Annotated in this window: 17 protein-coding genes; 11 read left to right on the top strand and 6 right to left on the bottom strand. The window is 49.8% G+C overall.

The features are described from left to right. Positions 1–222: 222 nt before the first annotated feature. Complete coding sequence (locus VFS25_RS00865) at positions 223–2,583, bottom strand: DPP IV N-terminal domain-containing protein (RefSeq protein WP_326460217.1); 2,361 nt, start codon at positions 2,581–2,583, stop codon at positions 223–225. A 138-nt stretch (positions 2,584–2,721) separates the two neighbouring features. On the opposite strand from VFS25_RS00865, the gene VFS25_RS00870 reads away from it, so the two are divergent. The 8 genes from VFS25_RS00870 (at position 2,722) to VFS25_RS00905 (ending at position 14,321) form a co-directional block, all read left to right on the top strand. Continuing rightward, the gene (locus VFS25_RS00870) at positions 2,722–3,693 is read left to right on the top strand and encodes an aldo/keto reductase (RefSeq protein ID WP_326460218.1); all 972 of its coding nucleotides are present in this window, start codon (positions 2,722–2,724) and stop codon (positions 3,691–3,693) included. A gap of 370 nt (positions 3,694–4,063) precedes the next feature. Then, entirely contained in the window at positions 4,064–4,669 is a 606-nt protein-coding gene (locus VFS25_RS00875) for an RNA polymerase sigma-70 factor (protein WP_326460219.1), read from the top strand. A gap of 75 nt (positions 4,670–4,744) precedes the next feature. After that, positions 4,745–5,905, top strand: coding sequence for a FecR family protein (locus tag VFS25_RS00880; protein WP_326460220.1), 1,161 nt, complete (start codon positions 4,745–4,747; stop codon positions 5,903–5,905). Between the two features lie 249 nt (positions 5,906–6,154). Then, complete coding sequence (locus tag VFS25_RS00885) at positions 6,155–9,418, top strand: SusC/RagA family TonB-linked outer membrane protein (RefSeq protein ID WP_326460221.1); 3,264 nt, start codon at positions 6,155–6,157, stop codon at positions 9,416–9,418. Between the two features lie 19 nt (positions 9,419–9,437). Then, positions 9,438–10,952 (top strand): RagB/SusD family nutrient uptake outer membrane protein, encoded by a 1,515-nt coding sequence (locus VFS25_RS00890; protein WP_326460222.1) that lies wholly within the window; start codon positions 9,438–9,440, stop codon positions 10,950–10,952. A gap of 18 nt (positions 10,953–10,970) precedes the next feature. Next, positions 10,971–11,825, top strand: coding sequence for a PKD domain-containing protein (locus VFS25_RS00895; protein ID WP_326460223.1), 855 nt, complete (start codon positions 10,971–10,973; stop codon positions 11,823–11,825). Positions 11,826–11,830: 5 nt separating this feature from the next. Beyond that, on the top strand, positions 11,831–12,937 hold the full coding sequence (locus VFS25_RS00900; RefSeq protein WP_326460224.1) for a DUF5009 domain-containing protein: 1,107 nt from the start codon (positions 11,831–11,833) through the stop codon (positions 12,935–12,937). 7 nt (positions 12,938–12,944) lie between these two features. After that, positions 12,945–14,321 (top strand): Gfo/Idh/MocA family protein, encoded by a 1,377-nt coding sequence (locus VFS25_RS00905; RefSeq protein WP_326460225.1) that lies wholly within the window; start codon positions 12,945–12,947, stop codon positions 14,319–14,321. A 198-nt stretch (positions 14,322–14,519) separates the two neighbouring features. Here VFS25_RS00905 and VFS25_RS00910 read toward each other — a convergent pair whose 3' ends face one another. Further along, positions 14,520–15,488, bottom strand: a complete 969-nt coding sequence (locus tag VFS25_RS00910) for an NAD(P)H-quinone oxidoreductase (protein WP_326460226.1) — start codon at positions 15,486–15,488, stop codon at positions 14,520–14,522. 936 nt (positions 15,489–16,424) lie between these two features. Between VFS25_RS00910 and VFS25_RS00915 the strand changes: the two genes are divergently transcribed. Both VFS25_RS00915 and VFS25_RS00920 read left to right on the top strand, forming a co-directional pair. Continuing rightward, positions 16,425–17,051: a hypothetical protein gene (locus VFS25_RS00915; protein ID WP_326460227.1), complete on the top strand. Its 627-nt coding sequence runs from the start codon at positions 16,425–16,427 to the stop codon at positions 17,049–17,051. Positions 17,052–17,303: 252 nt separating this feature from the next. Further along, complete coding sequence (locus VFS25_RS00920) at positions 17,304–19,061, top strand: sulfatase (RefSeq protein WP_326460228.1); 1,758 nt, start codon at positions 17,304–17,306, stop codon at positions 19,059–19,061. Positions 19,062–19,082: 21 nt separating this feature from the next. Here the strand turns inward: VFS25_RS00920 and VFS25_RS00925 are convergent, their stop codons facing one another. After that, complete coding sequence (locus tag VFS25_RS00925; protein ID WP_326460229.1) at positions 19,083–19,961, bottom strand: AraC family transcriptional regulator; 879 nt, start codon at positions 19,959–19,961, stop codon at positions 19,083–19,085. 128 nt (positions 19,962–20,089) lie between these two features. Here VFS25_RS00925 and VFS25_RS00930 point away from each other — a divergent pair, with 128 nt between their 5' ends. Next, on the top strand, positions 20,090–20,932 hold the full coding sequence (locus VFS25_RS00930; RefSeq protein ID WP_326460230.1) for a phytanoyl-CoA dioxygenase family protein: 843 nt from the start codon (positions 20,090–20,092) through the stop codon (positions 20,930–20,932). A 129-nt stretch (positions 20,933–21,061) separates the two neighbouring features. Here VFS25_RS00930 and VFS25_RS00935 read toward each other — a convergent pair whose 3' ends face one another. From VFS25_RS00935 to VFS25_RS00945, 3 genes are all read right to left on the bottom strand, one after another. Next, the gene (locus VFS25_RS00935) at positions 21,062–21,457 is read right to left on the bottom strand and encodes an Imm50 family immunity protein (protein ID WP_326460231.1); all 396 of its coding nucleotides are present in this window, start codon (positions 21,455–21,457) and stop codon (positions 21,062–21,064) included. 10 nt (positions 21,458–21,467) lie between these two features. After that, positions 21,468–21,965, bottom strand: a complete 498-nt coding sequence (locus VFS25_RS00940; RefSeq protein ID WP_326460232.1) for a hypothetical protein — start codon at positions 21,963–21,965, stop codon at positions 21,468–21,470. A 591-nt stretch (positions 21,966–22,556) separates the two neighbouring features. Beyond that, positions 22,557–22,905 (bottom strand): hypothetical protein (locus VFS25_RS00945; protein WP_326460233.1); only part of this gene is annotated, 349 nt, incomplete at its 5' end.

The following is a 22,905-nucleotide window of genomic DNA, read 5'->3' on the forward strand; positions in this document are numbered from 1 at the left end:
TATCAGCACACATGCAACAGGAATGCCTATAAAACGAAGCAGTCTTTTTCGTGTAATATTCTTCATAGGTTATGACCCCATATCGGTAATAAGATAGCAAAGATATGGCACAGGCGGTATAATGGCATGTTAAAAAGATCAACAGACCATACACCCCGACGGATGCACAAAGAAAAAGCCCCCGCATGCGGAGGCTTGTATAAACGAAAGAAAATCAGCTTCTTAATTGCTCGTACTGAACATGTTACGCGGGTCGGGCTTCATTTGCAGCTCATATTCATTTGGCGGTGTGGCCTGCAGCAGGTTACGCACAAAATAATCCCACCGGCGCCGCATCATGTAGGGCGAGTACACGCCATATCCGTGCCGGCTGTTGGGGAATATGATAAGATCATAATCCTTATTGGCCTTTTCCAGCGCCTCCACTACCAGCAGGGTGTTGTAAGGCGGCACATTGTCGTCCATCATGCCATGGGCCAGCAGCAGCTTACCTTTCAGGTTGGCGGCATATTGCTGGTTAGCCTGCGCCGCATAATCTGAATGGCTGGTAAGGCCGTTATAACGCTCGCCCCAATCGTCTTCATAGTTACGGTTATCGTGGTTGCCGGACTCGGAGATGCCTACCTTAAAGAAATCGGGGTAGCGGAACATGGCGCAGGCAGTGGCAAAGCCGCCGCCGGAGTGGCCCCATATACCCACGCGGGTAGTATCAATATAGCTGTACCTGGCGGCCAGCTGCCGTATACCGGTTATTTGATCGGGCAGGGTATTTTCGGCCATGTTGCCGTAGCTCATATCATGAAAGCTTTTGGAGCGCAGCGGGTTGCTGGTGCCTTCCAGCGCTACCACAATAAAGCCCAGCTCTGCCAGCGCCTGGTGATCGAGCCGTGAAGCGGTGAATGACCAGTTGCCGCCAATGCTGCCGCCCTGCGGGCCGGGGTAGATATAATCGATAATGGGATATTGCTTATGCGGATCCAGGTTGGACGGCGTGTATAGCAGCCCGTAAATAGCTGTTTTACCGTCGTGCGCCTTTACGAAAAAGGGCTGCGGCGCATGCCAGCCCGCTGCGGTAAGCCTGCTGATGTTTGCTTTTTCCAGGTTAGCTACCAGCTTACCGTCCATGTTCCGCAGCACTGTTACCGGCGGTACATCGGGCTGGGAATAGCTGTCAATAAAATAGCGGCTGTCCGGTGAAAGGGTTACCTGGTGGTTGCCTTCTTCGGGCGTAAGCAGGGTTAGGTGCTGGCCGTCGAAGCCTATTTTATAAAAATGGGTGAAGTAGGGATTGCCCGGCTCACGGCCATCCGCCAGGAAATACAGCAAACGGTTCTTTTCATCTACCTTCAGCAGGCGGGTTACCACCCAGCTGCCTTTGGTAACCTGGTTTTTCAGCTTGCCGGTGGCGGCGTCGTACAGGTACAGGTGGCCCCAGTTATCGCGTTCAGAATACCAGATGATCTCATTGGTTTTTTTCAGGTAGCGCCAGTTAATGGTTCCCTGGCCGGACTCGTACTGCGTGGGCACCTTCTCTTCCAGCACTTCGCGCACTGCGCCGGTGGCCGCATCCGCAATGCGCAGCTTTTCCTGCTTATGGTCGCGGGAGGTAGATACAAACGCCAGCTCGGTGTTATCATCGCTCCAGTCAACATCATCAAAAGTGCCGCTGCTGGAAATGTCGTCGCTCAGCGTGCCGCGGTGCGGGTCCGGTGCTACCTGTATGTCAATTACTTCAGGATTATCTACGTTAATGATTACACGCTGGATCATAGCAATGGTGGTATCGCCGGGCAGCGGGTATTTCCAGGCGTGCAGCTGCGGATGGCCTACGTTGGTAGTTACCAGGTACATTTCTTTTACGTTGCGTTCATCCTGCCGGAAGGTGGCGATCTTTTTTCCGTCGTGCGACCAGCGCAGCACGGGTTTGTCGCTGTGGCTCCAGCCCGCGTTGTCCGTGGCATAGCCTAAGCCTTTAACACCATCGGTAGTCAGCTGTGTTTCTTTACCGGTAGCTACATCGCGTACCCACAGGTTATAGTTCCTGATAAAAGCGGCCTTTGCGCCGTCGGGCGACAGTACCTCATTGCTATTGGAAGGATTTCTGCGGCTGAATGCCGCGGTGCTTTTATTGGGCGTAAGCGCGGCACTGTCGTCTGCAGCCGTGCAGCTGTAGTTTTGCAGGTCGCATTTCCACTGCTTACCGCCGGCATAGAAAACAATGGCTTTCCCGTTTTCTGAAAAATTAAAGGTATGAAAAGGCAGCATGTACGCGGTGCATGGCCTGCCCGTAGCTTTTGAGATGGCGGCGGCCAGCTTTTCCTGGTCAAAAGCCGCGGTGCGGCTGCCTTTGGCCGGGTTCACCAAAATAAACTCACTGCCCTGCGCAGTCAGCACCCGGTACCAGCACCTGCCATCCGGCAGCCAGTTAGGGGCTACTGAACCACGATCAATCAACGGCTCCGTATTATAGGATAACATTTTTTCTGCTCTTGCATAGTCCTGGGATGTAAGCGTTTTACCGGTTTGTGCCTGCACGGCAATAGTAACCGCTAAGCAGGCTGCAGTGATTAAGATTTTGTTCATGCTGTTAAAATATGGTATTGGGGCTGAATATACAGGAATTTCCGATATGGGTGCAGGTCGATTGGACGAATGGTAGGGGGAATGATTAATTGACTGGATAGCGCAAAAAGTATATTTTAGTCGTCTAAAATCGATTATATGCAATACAGGACATTTGGAAGAACCGGCTGGCAGGTAAGCGAAATAGGCTATGGCATGTGGGGAATGGCCGGCTGGACAGGCTCAGAAGAAAATGAAGTGAACAAGGCGCTGGACCGGGCTATTGAGCTGGGCTGCAATTTTTTTGATACTGCCTGGGCCTACGGCGACGGCCTGAGCGAAAATATACTCAACAAAACCATTCGCCGCCATCCGGGCAAACGGCTGTACGTAGCCACCAAAGTGCCGCCGAAGAACCGGCAATGGCCTGCCAGGCCACATTTTAAGCTGGATGAGGTTTTTCCCGCCGACTACATTATTGACTACACCAACAAGAGCTTAAAGAACCTGGGCGTGGAGTCTATTGACCTGCAACAGTTTCACGTATGGGATGACGGCTGGGCGCAGCTGGATGAATGGAAAGAAGCTATTACCAAACTGAGTGACCAGGGCAAGGTGCAGGCCTGGGGCATCAGCGTAAACCGCTGGGAGCCGGAGAACTGCCTGCAAACGCTGGGAACCGGTCTTATTGACGCGGTACAGGTGATCTACAACATTTTTGACCAGGCCCCGGAAGACAAGCTGTTTCCCCTGTGCCGTGAAAAGAATATTGCCGTAATTGCCCGTGTACCGTTTGATGAAGGCACGCTTACCGGCACTTTAACCAAAAGCACCACCTTCCCTGCCGGCGACTGGCGCGCCAGCTACTTTGTGCCGGAGAACCTGCAAGCCAGCGTAGACCGTGCAGACGCGCTGAAACCACTGGTGCCGCAAGGCATGACCATGGCGGAAATGGCGCTGCGCTTCATTATCAGCAACCCGGACGTAGCCACTACCATACCGGGCATGCGCAAAGTAAAGAACGTGGAGTCCAATATGGGCACCAGCGATGGCAAGGGATTGCCTGACAAGCTGCTGCATGCGCTGAAAAGCCACCGGTGGGACCGGCAGCCGACGGGATGGTCGCAGTAATGGAATGTAAAATGTAAAACCGATGAATGTAAAATGTAAAAGTTAATGCAGTGGTATCATTGCGTTGACTTTTACGTTTAAGGTCTTTGTTAATTATATGTTTTCAGATATAATTCCTGCCTGCTGAGGGTAATTATACTTATTTACATATAATTCATAGGCAGCGGAGGTATTGTCGCGGAAATTACTTTTTCTTTAATGCTGATGCTCAGGCAACCATATATAACTCCCCCTTCTTTATACCGTCGCAGGCAACGCTAAGAGTACTGCACTTTTCCAGCATTTTACCCACCACATTATTTCAACAAATACATAATCTGCGCCATATTATTTTACTTTCCCTTTTTTAAGCTGCGGAAATTCCCTAAACTTGGAGGGACTGCCAGGAATGATAACTGACCTTGACCTGTTAAAACAACTGCAAGCAGGAGATGAACCTGCTTTTAAAGCGCTGTATGCACGGCATAGCAGGCGGGTGCTGGCCTTTGCCTATCACATGACACATTCCGCCATTGATGCGGAAGATATTCTGCAGGAAACTTTCCTGCGGCTGTGGACCGGGCGGGAGCAGCTGCCGGAGATTGCGCATGTAGGCAACTACCTGTTCACCATTGCCCGAAACAAAACCCTGGATCATTTACGTAAAGTAGCGCTGCAGCACAGGCTTATAGACCAGGTATGGGCCAATATTTCCGAAACCTCCAACGACCTGGAGCTGCAGCTGGAAGCCCGGGAAAGCAATGCCCTCATACAACAGGCGCTGACCCAGCTAACACCGCAGCAGCAAACCGTTTTCCGGCTAAGCCGGCAGCAGGGCTTAAACCACGAAGAAATAGCAGCGCAGCTGCGCCTCTCCAAAAGCCGGGTAAAGAACCTGCTGGTAGAAGCGCTGAAACACATCCGCACCTATCTTTCCCAACATGCGGTATCACTGGCCATCCTGTTTGAAATTACCCACCGGCACCTGATCTTCTGAGGGTTAAAAAAAATTTTGCTTTTCCGCGGTCCTTTGTGTTTGCCCGTACGTCTTTATTGTTACAAGTAATTCCATATGCCGCAAGATCAATCCCGCATTACATACCTGCTGCAACGCTATACCGGCAAAACCTGCACCCGGCAGGAGCTGGAAGAACTGTTTGCCTACATTGCAGCGCACCCGGATGATGCCGGCCTGCATGCATTTATGGAAGATGTATACCATGACCTTAACCCCAACACCGCACTGCCGGATATAGACCTGGACAGCGTGTACCGCAGCATGATGCCGCCCGCCCCTGCAAAACGTGTATTCCCTATGCGTTATGCCGCCGCGGCAGCCATATTGGCGGCCATTGTGGCGCTGGCCTTCCTGTGGCGCAGCCCCCGCCGGCATGCGCCGGTAAAAACACCGCTGGCGCAGCAGGCCGCTAAGCCGGTTACTCCCGGCAGCGACCGCGCCACGCTTACCCTGGCAAACGGCACCACTATTACGCTGGACAGCACCGGGCAACAGGTGATCAGCGGCGGTAATACCCGCATTACCCAGCAGCACGGACAGCTGGTGTACGGCACTCCCGGCAGCAAAGAACAAAACATACAATACCATACTTTGTCAACACCCCGGGGAGGGCAATTCAAGCTCACATTGCCGGACGGCACCAAAGTATGGCTGAACTCCGCCTCCTCCCTGCGCTATCCTACTGCTTTCACGGGCAGCAGCAGAACCGTGGAGCTGCAGGGGCAGGGGTATTTTGAAGTAGCGCAAAATGCGGCACAGCCTTTTAAAGTAACTGTAAATTCCATGGAAGTGCAGGTGCTGGGCACCAGCTTTGATATTATGGCCTATAACGATGAAGCCACCGTAAACACCACGCTGGTAAACGGCGCTGTACAGGTTAAGGAAGGCAGCCGCCTGCAGCTGCTGCACCCGGGGCAGCAGGCCATGCTGAACCCTGCCACCCATGCCCTTTCCGTGCAGGCGGCAGACGTGCAGAAGGTGATTGCATGGAAGAACGGGCTTTTTGTATTTAATAATATGACGCTGGCAGCTATCCTGCGGGAAATAGCCCGCTGGTACGATGTTGAGATCGTGTATACCGTGCAGCCCAGCCAGGACCTGTACGGGGGCGGCATTTCGCGTAGCCTGCAGCTGCCGGGCGTTTTATCGCTGCTGGAAGCAAACGGGTCAAATCACTTCAGGATGGAGGGCAGGAAAGTAATTGTACTGCCCTAACACGTTATTGGGAACAGGAATTTTTTATCACAATAAGCAAACAACCAAAATCAGAAAAAAACCGGCTCCGACTGCCATCGGAAACCGGTGAACGTCTGGTACACTGAAAAAATCGCTGAAAAGATCCAATCAATTACCAAACACCACAAAAGTATGCAATTCACTTGTAATGCTTTAGCCCGCTATTGCCGCGGGCTATCAACCAAAATTACCCGCGTCGCGGACCGGGACCTAAAAAGACAGATCATTATGCAGCTTAAAGGCACCGCATTCCTACTCCTGGTTACCTGCCTGCAGGTAAGCGCCGCCGCTTATTCGCAAAAGGTAACAATGTCTGTAAAGAACATGCCATTGCAAAAAGTATTTGCAGAGGTGATCACGCAAACAGGCGTGTCGATTGTGTACCCCGAAAAAATGTTGTCGGGCACACAGCCGGTTTCCTTTAAAGTAAAGAATGCCACTGTAGAAGAAGTGCTGGCGCAATGCCTGGAGCACCAGCAGCTTACCTATGTGCTGGAAGGCAACAGCTTTGTAATCAGGCGCATACCGGAAAGCAATGCGCCGCCTGCGCCGGCAGATACGCTGATCACCGTAAGCGGCACCATTACCGGTGAGGGCAATACGCCCCTGCCCGGCGCCACCATTATGGTAAAAGGCACGGGCAAGGGCACGCAAACCAATGAGCAGGGCCGGTTTCAGCTGGCCAATGTGCCTGAAGGCAGCATACTGGTGATCAGTAATATCGGCTATGCCACCCGTGAGGTAACAGCAGGCAAAAACCTGGCGCTGACCTTACAGGAAGACACCAAAAATTTTAATGAAGTAGTAGTGGTAGGCTACAGCGATAAAAAGCGGGGCGAGCTTACCAGCGCCGTAAGCGTGGTATCGTCCGGCAAGCTGAAAGATGTAACCACCAATGACGTAGGCAGCATGCTGCAAGGCAAGGTGCCGGGCCTGCAGGTAATTAACAGCTCCGGCGTGCCGGGCAGCCAGGCAGAAATACGGCTGCGCGGCGTATCGTCTGTAAATGCGTCCCAAACACCTTTATACGTGGTAGACGGCATTATAGGCGGCAATTTTGATCCCAACGACGTAGAGAACATAACCGTGCTGAAAGATGCCGGCGCTACCGCCATGTATGGCTCACAGGCCAATGCAGGCGTTATAATTGTTACCACTAAAAAAGGCCATGCCGGCAAAACCAGCTTTGACGTAAAGATCACCACGGGGTTCCGCAAGCCGGATTTTGGCAAAATGACCATGATGAACGGCAGCCAGCTGTACGAGCGCCAGAAAGAGTTTTACCGCGATTATATTCCCGGCGGGGCAGACAACTCCTATAAAATAGACCTCCTGAAGTTTTATGCAGAACGCCCCCGCGAGCTGCGCAACCAAAACTATGACTGGCTTACCACTATGTTCAAAACCGCGCCCATGGAGAACGTTTTCATCTCCGCAGCAGGCAGCACGGGAAAAAGCGAGTACTACACCAGCATTTCCTACTATAACGAAAAAGGCACTTTCCTGAACACCAACTTCCAGCGCATTAATGTACGCGGCAACGCCACGCATCACTTTTCAAAGAACGTAAGCGTTACCAACAATATTAACCTGAGCGCCGCCACCGGCAAAAGCTATAATTACGATGATGTATATTATGCTTACCTGAACATGCCCTGGGATAATCCTTACGACGCCAACGGGCAGCCGGTGTATGTGGATGGCAACTCCACCTTCAAATGGTGGTCGAGGGACAAGGTAAATCCCATACATACCATTCAAAACTCCAACCATCCCTACAAAAGCTTCAGCGCCAACTATGATCTGAACCTGAACGTGCAGATCACGGACTGGCTCTCTTTTTCCAGCGCCAACCGCGGAGCAGTGAACTATAACAAGGCAACCGATTATTACTCCCCTGTTGTAGCCGGGCAATATAACGGTACCGGCTATCTGAATGAGCTGGGCACGCTCGACTACGGCGTTATCTCCAACGACCTGCTGAAATTCAATTTCCGCCTGGGCAACCACTCCATCAGCGGCCTGGCCGGCATAGCCATAGAGAACAGCAAAACAGAGGTGGTGGGCGCTTCCGGCAAAGGCCTGCCCGAAGGGCTGAAGGTGCTGAACGTTGTTTCCAACAGCCAGCTGGTGAACGGGTATAACGATCAAACCATCCTGCAGTCGCTCATCTCACAGGTCAGCTATGGCTATAAGGAGCGATACTTCGTCACCGCCTCTTACCGGGTGGACGGCTCCACCAATTTCCCGCAGTCGAACCGCTACGGCTCCTTTCCGGCAGTTTCCGCCGCCTGGCTGGTAAGCAATGAGCCCTTCCTGCAGCAAAACACCATCGTGGATATGCTGAAGCTGCGCGCCAGCTATGGCGTAACCGGCACACAGGATATCGGCTCATCCCGTTACCTGGGCCTGTACGGCTTAAGCAGCCAGTATAACGGCAGCACCGCGGCCACGCCCCTGCAGCTGCCCAGCCCCAACCTTACCTGGGAAAGCAAGCACCAGCTGAACGCCGGCGTGGATATAGGCCTGTTCAAACGCCTGAACCTTACGGTAGATGTATACAACAACGTTACCAAAAACCTGCTGCTGCAGGTATCGCAGCCCCTTTCCATCGGCTTTGAGCAGCGCTGGGAAAACTCCGGCGAAATTGTGAACAAGGGTATAGAGCTGGGCCTGAGCAGCGTGAACATCAAAACGCGCAATTTTGAATGGAATACGGATTTCAACATCAGCTTCAACTCCAACAAGCTGCAAAAGCTGCCCAGCGATATTACGCGTACGCAGCCTACCTGGAGCATATCGCAGGTGTACCGCAACGGCGGCAACCTGTACGAATTTTATATGCCTAAATGGCTGGGCGTAAACCCGCAAACCGGCGCGCCGCAATGGGAAGTGGTACACCGCGATGCCGATGGCAAGGAAACCTCCCGTGAAGCTACCTCCGACTATGCCAGCGCCACCTACCAGGAAGTTGGATCTGCCCTGCCGAAATTCCAGGGCGGCCTTAACTCGCAATGGAAGTATAAGAACATTGCGCTGAGCGTGAATGCATATTTCCTTTCGGGCAACAAAGTGTTCAGCAATGCCCTGCGCTTTGTGATGAACGATGGCATTGAGCCTTACTACAACCAGATAGTACTGCCAGATGGCTACAGCACCTGGACCAAGCCCGGTGACAATGCCACGGAGCCCAGCCCGCAGAATGCGGCCAATGCCACAGAAACATCTACCCGCTACCTGAAAGACGGCAGCTTCCTGGCGATCCGCAACATATCGCTGTCGTACACACTGCCAAAAATGTGGACCAGCCCCTTAAAGCTGGATGCGGTAACGCTTTCCCTGACGGCCGATAACGTGTATACGTTCACGAAGTTCCTGGGCCAGGACCCTGCTACCACTATTACCAGCGGCAGCTATGTAATGCCCGGCGTATCTGATTTTAAATATCCGAATAATCGCCAGTACCTGTTGAATATTAACATCCGGTTCTAGGATAAAAAAACATTTGATCATGCGTACAAGATCCATACTGCTTATACTGTGCCTGCCGCTGCTGATGGCGGGGTGCCTGAAAGATATAAATCCCAGCGATGCGTTGAACACCGGCCTGCTTACCGGCACCGAGCAGGGCCTGCAGCAGGCTGTGAACGGCGCCTATGCCCTGTTCAAAGACCATGTAACGTTCAACGGCACCGAAGACCTGAACAACATGTACCTGCGCCAGTACTTTCAGCTGAGCGACTTTGCCTCTGATGATATTGTGTGCGCGCAAACCACTACCGACCCGCTGTATTACAGCTTTTCGCTGGACCATACCGCCACGCAAACGAACACACGCTTTTTCTGGTATATCTCTTACAAGATCATTAACGACGCCAATACCGTAATAGAGTCGGCCGAGAAGATAGCCAACCCGAGCGATAAGATCCGGCAGCTGATAGGCGAATGCTATTTCCTGCGGGCCTTCTGCCACTTTAACCTGGTGCGCCTGTTTGCCCGGCCGGTTACGCAGGACCCTAACGGCATGGGCATTATACTGCGCACCTCCACCAGCGACGAAGCCCTGAAAGCCCGGGCTACCGTATCTGAAGTATATGCGGCGGTAATTGCCGATGCGGAAAAAGGCGCGGAGCTGATGAACCAGCCCCGCGGCGTGCAGTTTGGCTCCAAAGAGGCTGCATGGGCGCTGCTGTCAAGAGCCTTCCTGTATAAAGAGGACAACGACAGCGCCATATTTTATGCCGACAAGGTGATCGGCTCCAACCGCTTTTCACTGGAAACAGCCGCCACCTACCCGCAGCTGTTCGCCAATGCCATGACCGGCAAGGAAACCATTTTCTGCACTGCCTTCACCCCGGCAGACGACTATGGCAAAGGCGGTTCTATCGCCTCCATGATATACTCTGACGGCAACTCAGGCTGGGGGGAGGAATACGCCTCACAGTCGTTGCGCGATACCATGGCCGAACACCCGGAAGACGTGCGCTGGCAATACATAGTGCCATTGAAAAATACCGACGGCAGCCTGCAGAAAAAGAATGGCATTGAAATTTACTACATCAGCAAATTCTCTTTCCAGGGAGGCAGCCCTACCCTTAGCTCCCCCATCCTGTTCCGCCTGGCCGAAATGTACCTGAACAAGGCGGAAGCCGCGGCCAAGAAAGGCAATACCAATGATGCGCTGGATAATGTGGATATGATCCGCAAAAACCGCGGCCTGGAAAATGCGCTGTACAACCATGTGCTGCCTGCCGGCAAAACCGCGCTGGATGTAGTGTTAAAGGAAAGGCGCATAGAGCTGGCATTTGAAGGGCACCGCAACTACGATGTGTACCGCAACAAACGCAGCATGAACCGCACTTACTGGGGCTATCATTTACCGGGGCTGAAAGAATCGGATATTAACCTGGCCGTGAAACCGGCCGGCTATAATAATATGATCATAGCGCCGGACGCCAAACGGATCATTTACTACATACCGATTGACGAGATACAGACCAACAAGCTGTGCGAACAAAATCCTTAATCCTAAATCCGTACAATCATGCAAATCAGCAAATATATATTTCCGGGCCTGCTGCTGGTAATGATGGCAGCGGGCTGCAAGAAAGACGACACCACGCCCACAGCGGATATTTTTTATAAGGTAAGCATTGACGACAGAACCGTAACGTTCTCCAATGAAACCACCGGCGCCGTATCTTACAAATGGGATTTTGGCGACGGTGAAACCTCAACAGAAGAAAGCCCCGTGCACACCTACCCCGGCAAGGGCAAATATGTGCCCACCCTGTATGCCACGGATAAGGACGGGCATGTAGCCGAAGGCTCCACGGTGATTTACATAGCAAAAACATCGCCCGTGAAGCTGGATGACAACACCTTTTCCGACTGGGATAATGTAACGGATTACGTGATAACGCCGGCTGCGGGAGAAACTTATTTCAAAAAAATGAAAATAGATTATGATGCTTCGTATGTATATATGTATATTGAAGTAGCATCCAAAGAGTCAAATGCCGACATCTACGACTTTTACCTGGACACGGATAATGACGCCGGCACCGGCTTTGTGACCGACTTTGCAGGCGCGGGGTTTGACGTGCTGCTGGAGGGCACCGTGCTGGGCGACTGGCTGGACCCGTTCACCCACAAGGGTGCGCAGAACGAGTTTTCGTGGGACCTGGTAACTGCCTCTGAGTTTTACAGCGTAGGGTATAAGGCACAGGACGGGGGTATTTTCAAATTCGAGATGCGCATATCCCGCAGCAAGCTGAAAGGGCTGGCTGCCACACAAGCCTTTAAAATGGGCATTATTGCCACCAAGGGCGACTGGTCAGCCACGTTAGGCCGCTTGCCCGCTTCCAATGCACCCGCAATACAGGTAAACTTTGAATAAACCCTATGGTTGAATTAAAAGCAAACGGACGGCTGCTATCCCTGGACGTAATGCGCGGCATTATTATGCTGCTGCTGGCCGGGGAAAGCTGCCGGGTATATGAATCATTGCATGCGCTGCATGCAGGCAGCTGGCTGGATGCGATCATTACACAGTTCTTTCATCATCCCTGGCACGGCCTGCATTTCTGGGACCTGGTACAACCCGCATTCATGTTTATGGCCGGCACCGCCATGTATATTTCAGTAACGCGTAAACGCAGCAGGGGTGTTTCGGAGCGGGATAACTTCCGGCATATTGCCATCCGCAGCCTTAAGCTGTTTTTGTTTGGCACCGGCCTGCACTGCGTATATGCGGGGCATTTAGTATGGGAGCTGTGGAACGTGCTCACGCAGCTGTCGTTCACCACCCTGGTGGCATACGCACTCATACGCAGCCCGTTTAAGGTGCAGATAGCCGTAGCCCTGGGCATGGTTATCCTGAACGATGTGCTGTACCGCAGCATACTGGTGCCTGGCTTTGACCAGCCCTTCACAGAGGGCCATAACTTTGGCTCCTTTATGGACACGGTGCTGATGGGCAAGATAAACCGCGACGGATGGGTAGCCATTAACTGCATACCCACGGCGGCACATACCATTTTAGGCGTAACAGCCGGCAAGCTGCTGATGGCGCCTTACAGCAACGCGGTGAAGATAAAGGCGCTGGTAGTAGCAGGCGTTATTGCCCTGTTCCTGGGCTTTGGCGCGGATATTACCGGCATATCACCCATCATTAAACGGATTGCCACCGGCGGCTTTGTGCTGGCTTCTTTAGGCTGGGTAACGCTGATACTGGCGGCCCTGTACTGGTGGATAGATGTAAAGGACCATCCGCGTTATACCTGGATAGCGGTGGTAATAGGAATGAACTCCATCTTCATTTACCTGTTCTTTGAAACCGTAGGCGGGCAGTGGCTGAACGGGGCGGTAGCCATATTTGTGGGAGGCTTTGCCGGCCTGCTGTACGTACCGGCCGGCATACAGGCGGTATTATCGGCACTTGCGGTTTGGGCGCTGGAATGGTACATTTGTTACTGGTTATACGAGAAAAAAATATTCTTCAAACTTTAAATCGCACATGAGAAGAAGAGAATTTTTACGGAACACCGCAGTAGCGGGCATGGGTTTTTCCCTGTTACACACGCCGGCCAGGGTGCTGGCCGCTGAAAAGAAGGCAAAAGTAAGAATGGGCCTTATAGGCGTAGGCGCCCGCGGGCTGGGGCACCTGGAGCTTTGCCTGCGGCGCAGCGATGTGGAAGTAATTGCCATTGCCGACCCGGACACCAGCTACACTATTCCCAAAGCCCGGGACCTTATTACAAAAGCCTATGGCAACAAAAAGGTGGCAGAGTACACCAATGGTCCGGAAGATTTTCATAACCTGCTGAAGCGCGATGACATTGACGCTGTTATTATAGCCACTCCCTGGGAGTGGCATACCATACAGGCCGTAGCAGCCATGAAAGCCGGGAAAACACCGGCAGTGGAAGTATGCGGCGCTACCGACATACAGGAATGCTGGGAGCTGGTGAACACCAGTGAAACAACCGGCGTGCCTTTATTCGGTATGGAAAACGTGTGCTACCGCCGTGATGTAATGGCAGTGCTGAACATGGTGCGGCAGGGCCTTTTCGGGGAGCTGATACACCTGCAGGGCGGCTACCAGCACGACCTGCGTGAAGTAAAGTTCAATGATGGCAAACAATACTACGGCGGCGGCGTGGAATTTGGCGAAAAAGCGCTGTCTGAAGCCAAATGGCGCACCAACCACTCCGTACACCGCAACGCCGACCTGTACCCCACGCACGGCCTGGGACCGGTAGCCAACATGATCAACATTAACCGCGGCAACCGCTTGCTCACCGTTTCTTCCGTAGCCACCAAATCGCGCGGGCTGCACAAGTACATTGTGGATCATGGCGGCGAAAACCATCCCAATACAAAAGTGAAATTTAAGCTGGGGGATATTGTAACGTCGCTGATTAAAACCAGCAACGGTGAAACCATTATGCTGTCGCACGATACCAACTCACCCCGCCCCTACTCGCTCAACTTCCGTGTGCAGGGCACCAACGGGCTGTGGATGGACGATGTAAAATCAGTGTACGTAGAAGGCAAAAGCAAGCCCCATACCTGGGAAAAGGCCGGCAGCCCCAACGATGCCGACAGCTACATGGCCAAATACGACCACCCGCTGTGGAAGCGCTATGCCGCAGATACGGCCGGCGCAGGGCATGGCGGTATGGACTGGTTTGTGATCAACTCTTTCGTGGAAAGCATTAAGCGCGGCACGCCTTATGCGCTGGATGTATATGACCTGGCCACCTGGTATGCCATTACCCCGCTGAGCGAACAGTCTATAGCAGAAGGCGGCGCCGTACAGTATATACCTGACTTTACCCGCGGCGGCTGGCTGAACCGCCAACCGATATTTGCCCTGGATGGAGAATATTAAGGTTTATCTATAGCAAAGCAGCTACATAAAGAGGAGGTGCATCAAAAGTATGCACCTCCTCTTTTTTCGCCTGAAAGGCTTTGCCTGCGCAATTTCCAGTATCTTCAAAATACTTCGATACTTCCTCTTTTATAAACCATATCCGATAGCGGCCGCGTTAATCTCCGGGCTTTTTATTTTTGCCTTTTACTTTTTGCTTTATACTATGAGTACAATCTTCCCTATATGCTCGCCGGACTCCAGCAACCGGTGCGCCTCCGCCGCTTCGGCCAGCGGCAGTGCGCGGTAAATAACAGGTTTGAATTTGCCGCTTTCCAGCACGGGCCATACATGTGTACGGATCTCCGCTGCCAGTGCTGATTTAAAGAGATAAGGCTTATCCCGCAGGGTGCTGCCGGTAATGGTAATGCCTTTTCTCATCATTTGGGGGATATTAAGGATAACCTGCGGTCCTCCCATAGCATTGATATACACCAGGCGGCCGTTCTGTTGCAGGATGTTCATGTTCTTCGCAAAGTAATCGCCGCCGATCATATCCAATATTACGTTAAACGGCTCGTCTTTGAAGCGCGCTTCAAAATCAACCGCCTTGTAGTTCACAAAAGCGTCTGCACCCAGCTCCAGGCTGCGTGTACCTTTGGCGTCGGAACCAACGGTTACGGCTACATATGCATCAAAGGCATGGGCCAGCTGCACGGCGGTAATGCCTATACCGCTGGTGCCGCCGTGCACCAGCAGGCGCTCGCCCGGCTGCAGCCTGCCGCGCTGGAATACGTTTGCCCATACCGTGAAAACCGTTTCCGGTAAAGACGCCGCGCCTGTGTAATCCCAGCCTGCGGGAACAGGCAGGCATTGCCCTTCTTTTACAGTAACATATTCGGCATACCCGCCGCCGGCTACCAGGGCGCATACTTCATCGCCTGTACGCCATTGCGTAACACCCTCTCCTGCTTTTTCTATTACCCCGGCCACCTCCAGGCCGGGAATATCTGCCGGCGCATCCGGCGGTGCAGGATAATTGCCTTTGCGCTGAAAAACATCCGGCCGGTTAAGGCCTGCGGCATGTACTTTAATAAGCACTTCCTGGTTCCCTGGTTCAGGTATGGGGCGGTCGGCTAACCGCAATACTTCCGGGCCGCCGTGCTGGGTAATGGTAATGGCTTTCATGGTTTGGCTTTATAGTGATAATAGCAGCGGCAATAATCGGGCCGCCGGATAGCTTTATTGTTTTGCCGGTGATCCCTACTCCATCCTAATGGGAAGGTGATACCTACACCGTCCTAATGGGAAAATAGTGTAATTTAGCGTGCTTCTTACGGTAGCTGAATCCAGCTATCAATATCCATCAATTATATCTTATAGCATAAGGCAAGTGCGCTTTTACCCGGAGAGGAGTGCGCTCTTAATGGGAGTTGCGTACGCTTTTACTACGGGTTGCAGTGGGGTTAAACAGGAGCTGCAGCAGGGATGAATGCCGCCTGCCGTCAGGTTAAAGACAAACTGCGCCTGGCTGTTTTGAGCGATACATAATGGGTTAAACAGAGGTTGCAGCAGGAATGATGTTGCACGCCGCCAGATTAAAAACAAACTGTGCCTGGCTGTTTTGAGCGATACATAACGGGTTAAGCCGGAGCTGCAGCAGGAATGATGTTGCACGCCGGCAGGTTGAAAACAAACTGCGCCTGGCTGTTTTGAGCGTTGATGTTGCGTAACGCGTCGTATAGCTTTAGCTTGCTATTGATCTGCATCAAGCGTATGACGCCAGCCAAGGTTTGTTTTTAATCCTGCCGGCAATGCGGTGTATTTGGTATACCCCCAACCGGAACACTTACTCACAATGGTGTTACCTTATTACTGTTACTATATATTGCGCTTAATGATTTGCAGCTTGATGATTGGAAGCGTTATGCTATAGCAGCGTAGTAACCAATAGTTACCAGGCCCACTTTTGGGCCTGTGCCAATTACTTATCCACGTTTTTTGGGCAGTTTGGTGAGGTTATTTACATTCGCCGCACACGTTAATGTTGAACTATTCTATTAACAGCGTAGTATTATTAACGTGTTTATTAACCGGATTTATTAACCAAAAAAACTTACTGAAATGGCAAAACAAACCGGCCCTGTTTATTATACTGGTACACGGGGCGACACTTGCTTTTATGAAATGGAGGGCGAATATTACATGCGCCGCAAAAGTTCGCTGAGCAGCAAGCGCGTAAAGCGCGACCCGGCCTTTGCACTTACAAGAATATATGCCGGACTGCTGGCGCAGGCTTCCCCGATAGCATCGGCGGTATACCGGAAAATACCCCGGGATAAACGGCGGCATGCACAGTACCGCGAGATGAGGGGAGCAGCGCAGCGCATGCTAAAACAGGGCATAACAGCGGAAGCAATAAGCGCACAACTGGAACAAAAGTATTTGCACGTACACAACGTGGAAATAACACCCGCAGTTACTGGTACAAAGCAGCCCATACAACCCGCAGCAGTCAATATCCTGCATAAAGCAGCCAATACAGCTGCCGCGCAACCACTTAAACCGGTAACAAAAGTGACCCGGATAAGGGATATACGAAAACTCACTGCCTATCCCGGTAAACGGCGGATGCACGTACGGCTGCCCCGCCAGGCTGCCGTGCACCTGGCGCCGGACGGGCATATGCTAATAAACATAAGCCGGAAAAAGCGGCTGAACACCGCCCCTCCGTTACAATGCCCCGCATAGTGGAACGTTGCCTGCCGCCGCACTTAATTTTTTACGGACGCTATTGATTTCACTTCAAAAACTTGCGTAGCTCTCAGGTCTTTTATATCTTTTGCAACCAATAACGGAGCAAAAAGAACCTTAGCTATGCTTACCATTCCACTGAAGGATCAGTTAGTCCGTCTTTCGAAAAGCATCATCACCATTTTTATAGTTGTGATATGGGTTTGCTGTAGTACACCTTCAGCTTTTGGACAGCACAAACCTAACATCGTGATCTTTATTGCTGATGACTTAAACCAGCAGGATATTGGATGCTATGGCAATGCGGATGTAAAAACTCCCAACATGAATGCGCTGGCTGCTGAAGGAATGCGGTTTAACCGCGCGTACGCGGCATCCCCTATCTGTACCCCTTCCAGGAGCGCCCTGTACACCGGGCTTTACCCGTTCCGTAACGGCGCACAAATGAATCATTTTACGGTACGCCCCAATACCAGGAACCTGCCCCAGTTCCTGCAAAAGCTGGGTTACCGGGTGGTGATCTCCGGCAAAACAGACATATTCCCTTTCCATAACTTTCCGTTTGAAAGAATAGGTGAAGAGTTCGGGCGATACCTTCCTGTTGAAAACCGGCTGGACCGAAAAAAGGAAACGGTTCACATGATAGAAAATCATTTTAAAGACCGCCCGGAACAGCCCATTTGCCTGATTGTAGCGCCCTGGGTGCCACATGTACCCTGGTTCCCGAACAGGGATTTTGATCCTGGTAAACTAAAGATGCCCGACTACCTGGCTGATACCAAAGCTACCCGCAAAGCACTGTCGGCCTATTACCAAAGCATCGGGGAAGCAGATAAAATGCTGGGAGAAGTGCTGCAGGCCATTGACAAAGCCGGTCAGAAAAACAGCACTGTAGTGATGTTTATATCGGACCAGGGGGCGCAGTTTCCATCTGCAAAATGGACGGTGTATGACCAGGGATTAAGAGTGCCGTTGATTGTCAGATGGCCGGGGAAAGTGGCTGCCGGCGCAGTTTCTGACGCACTGGTTTCATTGGTTGATATAACGCCTACGCTGGTTGATCTCGGAGGTGGAAAAGCGATTGACGGATTAGACGGGCAGTCGTTCAAAGACGTATTGTTACAAAAAAAGAAAGGCCACCATCAATATATTTTCGCGGAAACATCTGTGGAGCCCCATTTCTGGTATAACTACACACCTTCCCGGACTGTTATTACTGCTGACGGTTTCCATTACATCAAAAACTATCATCCTGGTGTGCGGTTTATTACGCATATTGATAAAGTAGAACAAAACGAATTTTATTTTGACACCTGGATAGCGGCCGCCAAAACCGATCCCAGAACAAAGTTTTTGCTGGACCGGTACAGCTATCGACCGCCGGAAGAGCTCTTTAATCTGACCACAGACCGCAACGAGTTTAAAAACCTGGTGAGCGATCCCGCTTATCATAACAAAGCCCAGGAGCTGGAAAAACTGCTTGATAAGGAGCTGCAACGGCAGGGCGAAACAGATGATATGATATTGAAGGGAACACTGCCTGAATTTTTTGACCAAAGCTATGCCATCCGGCAAAACAGCAGCGCATCTGATCTTTCCTTTAATAAAAAGCGGTGGAACCCCGATACGCTTATCATAACTGCTTACCTGGAAGGCATTGACAAAGGCGGCGTTGTTTGCGACTATTTCAACAACTTTAAATTATATGCTTACCAGCACAAAATAGGATTGGTACTGGCTAACGGCAACACAATAGAAAGTGAGCCGCTTCCGGTGAACCAGGGGCAGCTGATCTTCAGGTTATCTGAAAAAGGCGACCTGGAGGCCAGGTTTAACGCGCAAACTGTTTTAACAGCTACTTTGCAATGCAACCTCACAAAAATCAAAGGCGGATATGTAACCTGTGGTAAGGTGCAGGGAGAGGAGCTTGAAGGCAAGCTGCAAACCTACCAGGGGAAGATTATGGATCTGCGGTTTACGATGAATGAGCTATCGCGGGAGCCGTGAGGTCAGGTATGCGCCCTTTACTCATCGTTCCGCTGCTGCATGCAGGTATTGTTTCCTGAATTGTAAGGGGCTAACCTGGTACATTTTCCTGAATTGACGGTTGAAGTTGGATAAATTGCTAAAGCCGCTATCCAGGCTGATGTCTATTACGCTTTTCTGCGTTTCTATCAGCAATTTGGAGGCATGGCTTAGCCGCACTTCATTTACAAAGCCGGTGAATGATTTCCGGGTACGCTGGCTGAAATAGCGGGAGAAGGAGTTGTTGGCCATATTTACCGATGCAGCTACTTCCGCAATCGTGATTTCACGTGCAAAGTTCTTAATAACAAACTGTATCACTTTATTCATGCGGTGCGAATCTATTCCATTTTTGCCCGTTATCACCTGGTTAGAAATGTATCGTGTTTCCCTGCTTCCGGCAATGATGTTTAATATTTCCAGCAGCTTCAGCCACCGGGATAACCCTTCCAGCACCAGCAGCTCTTTTAACTGTTTACTTACAATAGCATTTGTTTTTCCCTGGATATCCAGTCCCCGGACAGACCGGTTCAAAAGCGCCTGCAATGGCTGCATTTCGGGCAGCTGCATACAGTTTTCACCAAATGAATCTTCTTTAAAATGTACCACTATGGACTGGGCTCTCAGCGATGTTTGCTTTTTGTAATAGGGAGCGTCATTGCGGTACAGGTGCGGCAGATAAGGACCTAACAAAGCTAAATTACCCGGGGCAAAACGGCTGATGTTATCGCCGACAAAGCGTTTACCGGTACTCTCCGTTACCAGCACCAGCTCATACTCCGGATGAAAATGCCAGGGCGTAGGATAATACGGGTAATCGAAAAACCGTGTTACAAACGACTCATTGACGTTTTTGGGCAGGTATTCCAACATCGGCTCCATGCCTCAATATTACACAATTATATGACATGGCTAAGCACAGGATGTTAGAAAAGTATCATTTTCAGCTATATGAAATGTAGACTTCGTGTAATAATTATCCCATTTTCGTTATTACAAAATATACCGGTATGCTCCGCCCGATCTTATCTCCCGAACAGGTGAACCTGTATCATCATCAAGGCTATCTGATAGTCAAAAATTTTTGCAGCCAGGAGGAAGTGGCTAAGTTGTACAGCACTGCCCTGCAGGACAATGCCATGCAGCAAAATGCATTGGATCTGAATGATCAAACAGGGAAGAAAACGCGCCTGTCCCTATGGTTCACACCTGGTAATGACGTATTTGGTTATTTAACCCGCAGTGAAAAAATGGTTGGCGCAGTACAACAGCTGCTGGGCAACACATCCGCCGTATGTCATTTTCACTCCAAGCTGATGCAGAAAGAACCCAAAGTAGGCGGCGCCTGGGAATGGCACCAGGATTACGGGTATTGGTATAAAAACCAGTTTATGTTCCCCGATGAGCTGATGAGTGTAATGATTGCCTTAACGCCTGCCAATAAAGAAAACGGCTGTTTGCAGGTAATTGAAGGCTCGCATAAGATGGGACGCGTTAATCATGGTTTTGCCGGCGAACAGGTGGGCGCCGATATGGTGATGGTGAATAATGCTTTGAAAACAATGCCGTTGATATATGTAGCACTGCAGCCCGGCGATGCCTTGTTTTTTCACAGTAACATCCTGCACCGCTCCGAAGCTAATTTATCTGATGCCCCCCGCTGGTCTGTTATCTCCTGTTATTCTCTGCAATCCAACCTGGCTTATAACGAAACTTCTACTTCATGGCATACGCCTGTACAGGTGGTACCTGATGAAGCTATTCTACACTGGGAAGCCGCTTCTTTATCGGAAGCTGATTTTCTGAAGAAGGAAAATGACCCGGCGTTGAAGGAAACGGGATGGGAGGGGTGATCAGAAAGCGGCGCTGTTGTAAGTACTCTTAAACTGCAGACACTAGCTTTCCCGAGAGTTTCTCTCGCCTGCCTATTTGCCCTAATTTTAATCTGTTCAATTTTGTGACAGAAGGTCAATTCTAATTTCCTACTTAACTGTGTCTTTTAAATATCCTGTAACTCTTACATCAAACCATTTAAAAGCTATTTCAATATTACAGCCCGCCCCTTCTGCTTTCAGGTAAATCAGATTGTCTTCTATTTTTGCAAGTTCAATATTAACTACGTTGTTCCTGCCCCAACCAGTCAGCTTTACACTGCTTACTTCAATAAGTTTCATACATATCTGAGCTGCATTATATCCCTGTTGCATCCATTTAATTGGTGGGATTGATGGATAATTCTCTACTTCAAAAAAAATATCAACTACTGGACCATTATTGTTAAAGTTTATCCTTTTTAATAATGCATGCTTTAATGAAGGTTCATCATTACCAAAAATGCCACATATGGTTTTGGGATTCATTGATAAACGACGCCACATAACTTAAAATTCATTTTACGCTTACCTCTCCCCACAAGCTCCCCAACGCCTCTACTTCTAAAAATAATTTATCATTCTCCTCATAAAAATCTAAAATTAGCTTATTGGCTAAATCTTGTGACAAAATACTTATTACCCCTGCATGTTCCGCATTAAAAGCAAAAATGGGGTTTAAACACTTTAAACTATTAAACACAGCAGCACCACAATCTTTCGAATAGTCTGTGAATACGTAAACGTTACCAGGTTGCAACTGTGAACAATTATCTATATAAAATCTCAAAAAATTCTCCTTGTCGTCAAACGGAATTATCTTTTTTGAAGCAATGTTATTATTTATCTTACCGCTGCTTTGTTCACCAATAGAATCAGTTTCCTCCAAATTCAATATTGTTACTTCATTACTATTTACATTAAAAATAGCCTTAAGCTCTTTTAAGTATGTTGCCAAATGCTGTTGGCACCTTTGTTTCCTAAACAAAATTTCCTGTTTATCCTCTTTATTCATCTTATAACCGCTATTTAATTTCCATAACAGAATTTCAATTTAGCTGACTATTAAGCAAGAATCATGAAAAGGTTCTTCTCTTCTGTTTTTTATTTCTTGTTAGTCCTTATTCTCTTTACCTTTTAATGATGAGGTATAGAAAGAACAGTGTACATGCCAAGTAACATATTCATTAACATTACGCAAACAATCGTCTTTTTAAAGGATTTTATATTGAAATTGCTATTATTTTTTGATGCGCACCTGCAGTAAATGATGTAAAACAAAGTATACAATATGTTTAGGCACAACACCTAAGCTGCCTGCCGCTTAGAGATTCCAATCACCGTCACACCGAGATGCATATCAATAGTTCTTCATCCTACAACAAAATTATAAACCAGAACATATACCCTAAGGAAATCATACTCCTCTTCTGCTGGGAGGCTCCTTGTCAGGAATAACGTGATTTTGATCCAAATCCCGCATATTAACATTTTCCATCACATTTCTAATGTTAGATAACTCTCTATTTTTAAAAAAAATTGCTGTAATTCTTGTTAATAGATCTCTTATTTAAAAATAAGTGCTAAATCCCCGATCGCTCTATCACTAATTACAGGTAGAGTATGGATTATCACACTGCATTTCTGGTGGCAGCCATCCAACATATCCTTTACCTGCACTCGAAAAGAATACTTCCACCCACTTACTTCGACAAGATAACACTGTTAGAAACTCATTATCTTTTATAGAAATTAATCGCTTCTTTGATCCCTTTTGTGGCGTTTCATGAATTACAAGCTTTCCTGAATAAGCCCTGGAATAAACACCCAGAACATCGGATTTTTTCACCCGGCCGCTTGCAACGTATCCATTGATTGCTAATGCAGCCGAAACATCAAATGTACTATCACTTTCTTCAATAATATGAAGGATTAAATAGTCCTCTTCCTCAAGG

It is taken from the genome of Chitinophaga sp., assembly GCF_035761305.1.
Classification (GTDB): domain Bacteria; phylum Bacteroidota; class Bacteroidia; order Chitinophagales; family Chitinophagaceae; genus Chitinophaga.